Source organism: Candidatus Dormiibacterota bacterium (genome assembly GCA_036495095.1).
Taxonomy (GTDB): domain Bacteria; phylum Chloroflexota; class Dormibacteria; order Aeolococcales; family Aeolococcaceae; genus CF-96.
This window is the reverse complement of sequence record DASXNK010000137.1, coordinates 1-7,914: the sequence shown is the minus strand read 5'-3', so window position 1 is coordinate 7,914 and position 7,914 is coordinate 1. Positions and strand designations below refer to the sequence as shown.

Here is a 7,914-nt window from a genome sequence, read left to right as displayed (position 1 = left end):
TAGTGGACCATCGAGCGCTGCAGCAGCATGTCCCACCCACCGTCCCCGGCGACGCCCGCATACCCGTACCGTGCGAGGCTGGGGAAGCTGAGCATCGCGTAGGCGCCGGTCGGTCCGGAGGAGGAGCCACAGCCGGCGGCGGAGCCGGTCTCGGGCGCCGTGCCCGTCAGCGCCGTCGAGCCGCCGCGGTTCCACAGCGCCAGCGCGCTGTTGTCCGCCTGTCCGCGCCCGAACACGCCGACCAGGGGGATTGCGATCACCAGGATGCCGGCGAGGAGCAGCCCGCCGCCGGCCAGCGTGGAGACCACCTGGGCGTGGCGTCCCCCGTACCACCGAGGATGATTCGACGTGTCCACCGTGCTGTCACCCTGGCGCTGAGGCCGAGAGGGCGGCCGGCAATGCCCGGCCGCCCCCGCGCTGTGAGTTGAGGCTACGAGCGGTTGCGGCGACGGCGAACGCCGCCGATCAGCATGCCCAGCCCGGACATCATGAGGAGCGCACCCGCTGCGGTGGGAACCTCGGCGCCGGTGGAGGGGGTGGTCACCGCGCTGACCGCAGCGACGGCACTGGTGGCGGCGGTGGTGGTGGTGGTGGGCGTCGGGGTCGCTGTCGGGGTGGGGGTTGCGGTCGGGGTCGGGGTCGGGGTCGGGGTCGGCACGACCTTGGCCACGGTCACGTCCTCGCAGCCGGTGAGGCCGTTCCAGGCGACCGAGAAGTGGAAGTCCGTGTCGCCCGCACCGAGCGTCACCGCGACGGCCTCGGTGGTCGCGGTCCAGATGCCGGAGCCCTCGACGTGGGCGACGACGGAGCCGACCGTCCCCTCGACGACGACGTCCTCCTTGGCGGCGTCCTCGACGTCCTTCTGCGCGTCCTCGTCGGTGTCCTTCGCGATGTCGCAGTCACCGGTGGAGAGCGTGACCACCGGCTTGCCCACGCCGGTGCTGGTGGTGGTGGTCGTCGTGGTCTCGGACGTCGTGTCACCGACGTTCCTGGTGAGCACGATGGTGTCCTTCAGGGACACGCTCGCGTCCCGGATCACCGACGGCGTGCTGGTCAGAATGAAGGGGGCGTCGGATGTGAGGGAGGTGGCGCTGGCACCCAGCGTCCCCAGGGACATCAGAGCGACTCCCGCGATGGTGGTGCTGATGCCGGCGTTGCGAAGCAGATTCGCACCGCGCTGTCCGATTCTCATGGAATGGGTTCTCCCGAAAGAGTGCATTGCAGACGTGTTCACGTTCGAGGGCCGGCCGACGTGGGCCGGCGGTTCAGTCGGTGGTGGTGTTCGAGAGGGAACCTCCACTTGGCTCGTCGACGGGTGATGAGCCGACGAGCGGGTGGTCACGTGTTTGTCAAACGTAGGGCCCCGCTGAGGGCGCGCATAGGAAGAGTTGTAAAGACGGCTTCATCTCCCTCATTCCTCGCAGTCCGCCTACGACAACAGGGTCATGTGCAGATGATTGAGGTGACTACGATTCTTCAGCCATGGAGATCTTTGTCGGCCTGGTGCTGGCGGTGGCGATGTTCGTGCCGCTGGAGCTGCACAGGCGGCGGCGCGCCGTCACGCGCAGGGAGAGGGAATCGCGTGCACCGCGCGCGGCGTCTCTGATCGTCGCCGCCACCCGGCGGCCGGCGACGACGCGCAGGCGTGTGGCCGGCGCTGGCGTCCTGCTGCTGGGCACGTTGGGGGTCTCGGCGATCGTGGCCAAAGCGCTGTCGCCGCGCGTGAGTGCGGTCGGCGCGGTGGCGCAGGGGTCCACCCGGGGCGTGGGATCCCCGACCCCCTCGCCGGCGGACGGCGTGCAGACCGACCCCGATGTGGTCCCGCTGCCGCCGGCGCCGAGCCTCCCGCCCACCTCCGGGTCCTCGCTCCCGGCCGTGCCGGACCTCCATGCCCAGGTGTCCGGCGGCTCCACGGTGCAGGTGCCATCCCTGTCCGACCTCTTCCTGCTTCCGCCCATCCCACCCGCGCCGACGCTGGTGCCGACGCCGGTGCCGACACCGATGCCGACGGCATCACCGACGCCGACGGCATCACCGACGCCGACGGCGACCCCCACACCGACGCCCACAGCAACACCGACGCCGACACCCACACCGACGCCGACAGCCACACCGACGCCCACAGCGACACCGACGCCGACACCCACTCCCACACCGACACCGACGCCCACGCCGACGCCGACGCCGACGCCGACGCCGGTGCCGACACCGGTGCCGACGCCGTGACTCTCCGAGGCTGCACCATGCGCACACCCCGACTCGCCGCCCCCGCCGTGATCGGGACCCTGGCACTCGTTCTCGTCGGCGCGACCAGTGCGCCGGCCGGCGACTGGCGGCAGGACGGATTCGACGCGCAGCACACCCGGTTCAACAACGTCGAGACCACGCTGAGCCGGTCCAACGTCGGGCACCTGAAGCGCGCCATGGTCACTCCGGTCGTGACCGGATCGGGTCCGGTGATCGTCGCTGGCACCGCCTACCTGTCGAGCTCGTCCGCCGGGGACGCACAGGCGATCGACACCGTCACCGGGACGGTGCGCTGGACCGTGAACGCCTGCAATCAGGGCCAGCAGACGTCCGCCCCGGCCTTTGCGATGGGCGGCATCTGGGTCGGGCTCGACGACCCCGCCATCGTCGGGATGAGGAGCGGCAGCGGCGCCACCATCGCCTGTCCCAGCCCCGGCGACCTGTTCCCGACCGCGCTGGCGGCGGCCGGCCGGTCGGTGTACGCGGGCGGGGGGAGCGGTGAGGTGGTCGCGGTCGACGCGTCGTCGGGACGGGTGCGCTGGGCGGTCCGGCCGCACAGTCCCGTCCTCGGTGCGTCCATGGCCACCCCCGCGGTGACCATCGACGGCAGCGCGCTCCTCGTCGGCTCGAGCAACGGCTATGTCTACCGGCTGGCCGCCGCCACCGGCGCCGTGGTCTGGGCACGGTACCTCGACAGCTGCGGCGAGTCCGCGGTCACGGTCTCGGGATCGCTCCTCTACGTGAGCGGCTGCAACCTCTACGCGCTCTCCGCGGCGACCGGCTCGGTGGTCTGGCAGAGCACGCACCTCGGACCCGTGATCACCGCGCCGGCGGTGGCCAACGGGCTGGTGATCGCCGGCGCCGCGGGGACCTACGCCGGGCTCGCCGCCTTCGATGCCGCCACCGGCAGGAGGGTCTGGTCGGCCAACGAGTTCGTCCAGGATCCTCCGACCGTGGCCAACGGGGTCGTCTACGTGGATGCGGAGTTCAGCCTCGACATGTTCAGCAGCGACACCGGTGCCCTGCTCGGGCGGGTGAGCACGCTCTCCTCCGGCTACGCCTACCAGGGCAGCCCGATCCCGGTGGACGGACGCGTGTACCTCTGGTCGGACAGCTACCTGGACGGCACCGGCGCGAGGCTCGAGGCCTTCGTTCCATGACGGTTCTTCACAGCCCTTGGTGGTACCCACCGCCGGTTCAGGACACGATGAATCCGTGATCAGGGACATGCCGGCGTCCGACGTGGCTCACCAGCGCGCACTGCTCGCGTTCGAGGAGGTCGCGCGGCGGGTGTCGAGAGCGGTCGACCTCGCCGCTCTTCTCGGCGCGCTGAGCGGGAGCGCCGACACCGTCGTCCTCCGCACCGCCGCCCTCGCCGCGACCCAGGCGTGGCGGCTCCGCAGCGGCCGGGAGTTGATCCGCGACCTGCTCGAGGTCGCTCCCGACGCGATGCTCGCCTTCGACTCCGACGGTCGCGTGGACATGGTGAACGCTCAGCTGGAGAGGCTCTTCGGCTACGACCGGACCGAGCTCGAGGGACAGCCGGTCGAGCTGCTCGTCCCCGCCGGGCTGCCGAGGGCGCACCGGCACCACCGGGCCTCGGGCGTCGACCTGGAGCGGGTCGGGCGCCGGAAGGACGGCCTCGACTTCGCCGTCGACGTGAACCTCGGGCTGCTCACCACCGACGCGGGCGTACTCGTGGTCGCGGCGATCCGCGATGTGACCGGGCGCAGGCAGACCGAGCGGGCGCTCAAGACGAGGATGGCGGAGCTCACGGACATCGCCATCACCGACTGGCTGACCGGCCTGGTGAACCGTCGCGAGTTCGAGCGGCTGCTCGTCCTCCCCAAGACCCAGGGCTTCGCGGTGCTGGCCATCGACGTCGACGGCCTGAAGGCGGTCAACGACGACCACGGTCACGACGCCGGGGACGCGCACCTGCGCAGCGTCGCCCGCACCCTGCGCCTGGCGCTGCGCGACCAGGACGTCGTCGCGCGCACCGGAGGCGACGAGTTCGCCGCGCTGCTCCCGGGCAGGACCGAGGAGGAGGCGGTGCGGGTCGCGGAGCGGCTGCGGCACGCCATCCACGGAGCGGTGGTGCCGCACGGGGACGCCCGGATCAGCCTGGGGTGCGCGTCGGGCGCGCAGGAGGCGGACCCCCTGGCGGTCTGGGCCTCGGCCGACGTGGCGCTCTACCGCGCCAAGCAGGGAGGCAGGGACCGGGTGGCGGCCTTCCGCGGATCGGCGGCGGCTTCGTCGGTCAGGAGCTGGGAGCGCACCCTGCCGGGGATCATCGCGAGGCGGCGTGTCCGCGCCGCGTTCCAGCCGATCGTCCGGCTGGCCGGTGGGTCCGTGTTCGCCTACGAGGCCCTCGGACGCCGCAGCGACGAGCGCGTCGAGGCGGGCGCGGTCGAGCTCTTCGCCGCCGCCCAGCGGCTGGGGCTCTCCCGCGACCTCGACTGGTTGTGCCGGCGCGTCGCGGTGCGCGACGCGCACAACCTGCCGCCGGGCAGCGTCGTCTTTGTCAAGGCCGGCGTCTCCGCGCTGCTCGATCCCCAGCACGACGCCGACCAGATGCTGCTGCTGCTCCGCTGGGGCGGACTCTCGCCGCGGCAGGTCGTTCTCGAGATCACCGAGCGCGAGGCGCCACGTGACACCGGCCGCCTCGCCGACGTGCTCGGCGAGTACCGGCGCGAGGGCTTCCGCTTCGCACTCGACCGCGCGGGACAGGGGCACTCGACCCTCGAGCTCCTCGCCTCGACCGTCCCCGACTTCGTCAAGGTGTCGGCCCTGCTGACCCGGCACGCCGACCGGCGGGGCGCGCGGGCGGTGATCCGCGCCCTGACCACGTTCGTCGACGAGACCGGCACCCTCCTCATCGCCGCGGGCCTGGAGACGTCCGAGGACGTCTCGCGCATGGTCGACCTCGGGGTTCCGCTCGGCCAGGGCTACCTGCTCGGCGCACCGGCGATCCCGCCGGCTCGCCACCCCTCGCCCCGCCGGGCTCGCGCGGGTCTGCGCGCTGGATCTTGGCCAGGATTGACAGAACTTCATGGAAGTTGGTTGGCATGCGGCGGGATCACTGGATAGTTATCTTTTCATGTGGAAATGATTCGGAGTGATGCAATGAACTGGGCACCTCGTGACACCGGACGAGCGTATGTCGCCACCTTCGGCCTGGTGCTGACCAGGCTCGAGGAGGCGATGACCGGAGAGCGCATGCCCGACCGGGCGGCCACCCTCGCAACCCTGGTCGAGCGCCTGGAGGAGGTGTCGGGCTCCACGGCCCCGGCCGCGGTCCGGTCGGCCCGGACTCCGGTCGACCTCCACACCCGACTCCTCGACTGGCAGGACGGGCTCGAGGTGCGAGACGGCGCCAGCCGGCATCAGGCGGAGGTGCGGCGGCCGCCCAACGTCATCGGGATGCCGACCGCCGCGCCCACGTCCGGGCGCTCCGCCGCCTAGGAGCCGCCGCGGAGCCGCACCTCGACGTTCCCGTCCCGGATGCGGGTGTCGAAGGCGGGCTGCGGCGCGGTCGCCGGGCCCCGGGTCACCGCGCCGTCGGCGAGGCGGAAGCGGCTGGCGTGCCAGGGGCAGGCGACCTCTCCGTCGACCACGGTGCCCTCGTCGAGCGGCGCGCCGGCGTGGGTGCAGCGATTGGCGACGGCGTGCACGGTGCCGTTGCTGCGGCAGAGGAGGATGTCGTAGCGGTCGGCGGCGGCGCAGACCGGCCGGCCCTCGGCCAGCTCGGTCTCGAGCGCCACCCGGGTCCAGTGGGTGGGCGCCTCCTCGAAGAGGGTGTGGTCGACGCCGATGCCGCGGCCGAAGGTGAGGTGGCCGCCGAGGTAGCCGCCCGCCGCCGCCGCCGCGAAGCCGGCCAGCCGCAGCCCCCTGGCCAGCCCCGGTCCCCCCGCGAACCCGGCGGCGAAGGAGGTGACGTAGAGCGACAGCGCCGCCACCCCGGAGGCGGCGTGGACCACGCCGATGCGCCGGTCGGCGTCGTTGGTGTCGGACCAGTCGGCGAAGCCGCTGATCAGGGTGGGCACCGCGGTCACCGCACCGGCGGCGGCGAGCAGCTCGGCGCCCCGCCGCCCCGACTCGCCACCGCCGGCGTCGAGCGCCGCGGCACAGGTCCAGCAGCCGATCGGCAGGTCACTGAGCACCGGGTGCAGGGGATGGCCGAGCCAGGTGCCGCTGGCGAGGTTCTTCAGCCGGTCGCCGGCGAGGGCGCGGTGCACCAGGCCGCCGAGGCGCACCGCGACGGTGTCGAGCACCTCCAGGGAGCCGAGGCGGTGGACGGTGTGGCGGAGCACCCCGGGCGCCTCGCTCAGGTGCCCAGGCGGGTGAACGGCACCGGCTCGCCCAGCTCGGCGGCCACCCCCTCGAGCTCCTCGAGCGTGGTCCGGGCGATCCGCAGCCCGTCCCGCCGCGCCGCCTCCGCCGCCAGCCAGGCCTGCTCGCCGGGGAGGTGGACGCGCTCGACGCCCCGTGCCGGGGCGGCCGCACGCATGGTGGCGGCGAACTCCTCGACGCGGTCGAGGAAGGTGTCGCGCTCGGTGAATGCCTCGACGTCGATGGCGGCGAGGAAGTGGCCGCAGCGCCACTCGTCGTGGTGGTCGGCGCCCATCACCAGGGCCTTCGAGACCTCGAAGGAGAAGCGCGCCCCCGCCAGCGCGCCGCAGAGGAGCTCGTTGGCGACGATCAGCGACGATCCCTTGGGGCCGCCGATCGGCAGCAGCGCGCCCTGCAGGGCCAGCCGCGCGTCGGTGGTCTCGGCGCCGTCCGGGCCGATGCCCCAGCCCACCGGGATCGGCTCGCCGCGCTCGGCGGCGATCCGGATCTTCTCCTTCACCCCGGTCAGAGCGGTGTCGACGACGATCGGCGGCGAGGTGCGGGTGGGGAAGGCCCAGGCGATCGGGTCGTTGCTGACCATCGGCTCGCGCCCGCCCCAGATCACCGTGTGCGGCGGGCCGTCGGTGGTGGCATGGCCGATCATCCCCGCCGCCAGAGCCTGCATCGCATAGAACGCGGCCATCCCGAAGTGGTTGGAGTTGCGCACCGCCACCGCGCCGATCCCGTGCTCCGCCGCCAGCTCCATCGCGGTGCCCATCGCCGACCGTGCCGACACGAATCCCAGCCCGTTGCCGGCGTCGAGCACCGCGACGGCGCCGCGGCGGCGCACCAGCTCCATCCGCGGGCGCGGGTCGAGCAGGCCGCGGCGGAGGCCCCGCAGGTAGCGCGCGGCGAAGCGCACCCCGTGGCTGTCCAGCCCGCGGAGGTCGGAGAGCACCAGGATCTCGGCGATCCCCTCCGCCTGGGTGCGCTCCACCCCGGCGACCTCGAACAGTCGCGCCACCGCGGCCTCGAGCAGCCGGTGGTCGATCCGGCAGGTGTCGACGGTGGTCGTCTCAGGAGCGGGCATGGGCGGCGTCCTCCTGCGGCCGGGCGCGGGGAAGCCCGGCGCGGGCCAGCTCGGTGAGCGGTACCTGGCTGTTGAGGCAGTGGAGCATCCCCCTGCCGGTGGCGTCGACCTGCACCAGCGTCACCGCGCAGTTGGGGCTGGCGAGGCGGTAGTAGTCGCGGATGGGCAGACCGAGCACGTGGCAGGTCAGCACCGACGTCACCCAGGCGTGCGACACCACCACGATCAGCGAGCCGAGCGCGCCG

At 72.9% G+C, this 7,914-nt stretch carries 10 protein-coding genes; 4 read left to right on the top strand and 6 right to left on the bottom strand.

What is annotated here, in order from left to right:
* Positions 1-356, bottom strand: a 356-nt coding sequence (locus tag VGL20_14270; protein ID HEY2704847.1) for a hypothetical protein, incomplete at its 3' end; no start/stop codon positions are given.
* Positions 357-430: 74 nt separating this feature from the next.
* A complete protein-coding gene (locus VGL20_14265) occupies positions 431-1,021 on the bottom strand; it encodes a hypothetical protein (GenBank protein ID HEY2704846.1) in 591 nt (196 codons plus the stop codon).
* Here VGL20_14265 and VGL20_14260 point away from each other — a divergent pair.
* Positions 993-1,319 (top strand): hypothetical protein, encoded by a 327-nt coding sequence (locus VGL20_14260; protein ID HEY2704845.1) that lies wholly within the window; start codon positions 993-995, stop codon positions 1,317-1,319. The genes VGL20_14265 and VGL20_14260 overlap by 29 nt on opposite strands.
* Positions 1,320-1,466: 147 nt before the next feature.
* Here the strand turns inward: VGL20_14260 and VGL20_14255 are convergent, their stop codons facing one another.
* Positions 1,467-2,171, bottom strand: a complete 705-nt coding sequence (locus VGL20_14255) for a hypothetical protein (GenBank protein HEY2704844.1) — start codon at positions 2,169-2,171, stop codon at positions 1,467-1,469.
* Positions 2,172-2,243: 72 nt separating this feature from the next.
* Between VGL20_14255 and VGL20_14250 the strand changes: the two genes are divergently transcribed.
* The 3 genes from VGL20_14250 to VGL20_14240 are packed head-to-tail and all read left to right on the top strand — an operon-like array spanning position 2,244 to position 5,712.
* A complete protein-coding gene (locus tag VGL20_14250; protein HEY2704843.1) occupies positions 2,244-3,407 on the top strand; it encodes a PQQ-binding-like beta-propeller repeat protein in 1,164 nt (387 codons plus the stop codon).
* Between the two features lie 55 nt (positions 3,408-3,462).
* Positions 3,463-5,337, top strand: a complete 1,875-nt coding sequence (locus VGL20_14245; protein ID HEY2704842.1) for an EAL domain-containing protein — start codon at positions 3,463-3,465, stop codon at positions 5,335-5,337.
* A gap of 36 nt (positions 5,338-5,373) precedes the next feature.
* Entirely contained in the window at positions 5,374-5,712 is a 339-nt protein-coding gene (locus VGL20_14240; protein ID HEY2704841.1) for a hypothetical protein, read from the top strand.
* Here the strand turns inward: VGL20_14240 and VGL20_14235 are convergent.
* The 3 genes from VGL20_14235 to VGL20_14225 form a co-directional block, all read right to left on the bottom strand.
* On the bottom strand, positions 5,709-6,560 hold the full coding sequence (locus tag VGL20_14235; GenBank protein HEY2704840.1) for a Rieske 2Fe-2S domain-containing protein: 852 nt from the start codon (positions 6,558-6,560) through the stop codon (positions 5,709-5,711). The genes VGL20_14240 and VGL20_14235 overlap by 4 nt on opposite strands.
* A 14-nt stretch (positions 6,561-6,574) precedes the next feature.
* Complete coding sequence (locus tag VGL20_14230) at positions 6,575-7,669, bottom strand: Ldh family oxidoreductase (protein ID HEY2704839.1); 1,095 nt, start codon at positions 7,667-7,669, stop codon at positions 6,575-6,577.
* The coding region (locus tag VGL20_14225; GenBank protein HEY2704838.1) for a histidine phosphatase family protein at positions 7,656-7,914 on the bottom strand (259 nt) is incomplete at its 5' end. The genes VGL20_14225 and VGL20_14230, both read right to left, overlap by 14 nt.

Excerpts from the sequence above, each read along its gene's own strand:
- VGL20_14250 (HEY2704843.1), top strand. The coding sequence starts at position 2,244 with ATGCGCACACCCCGACTCGCCGCCCCCGCCGTGATCGGGACCCTGGCA.
- VGL20_14230 (HEY2704839.1), bottom strand. The coding sequence starts at position 7,669 with ATGCCCGCTCCTGAGACGACCACCGTCGACACCTGCCGGATCGACCAC.
- VGL20_14240 (HEY2704841.1), top strand. The coding sequence starts at position 5,374 with ATGAACTGGGCACCTCGTGACACCGGACGAGCGTATGTCGCCACCTTC.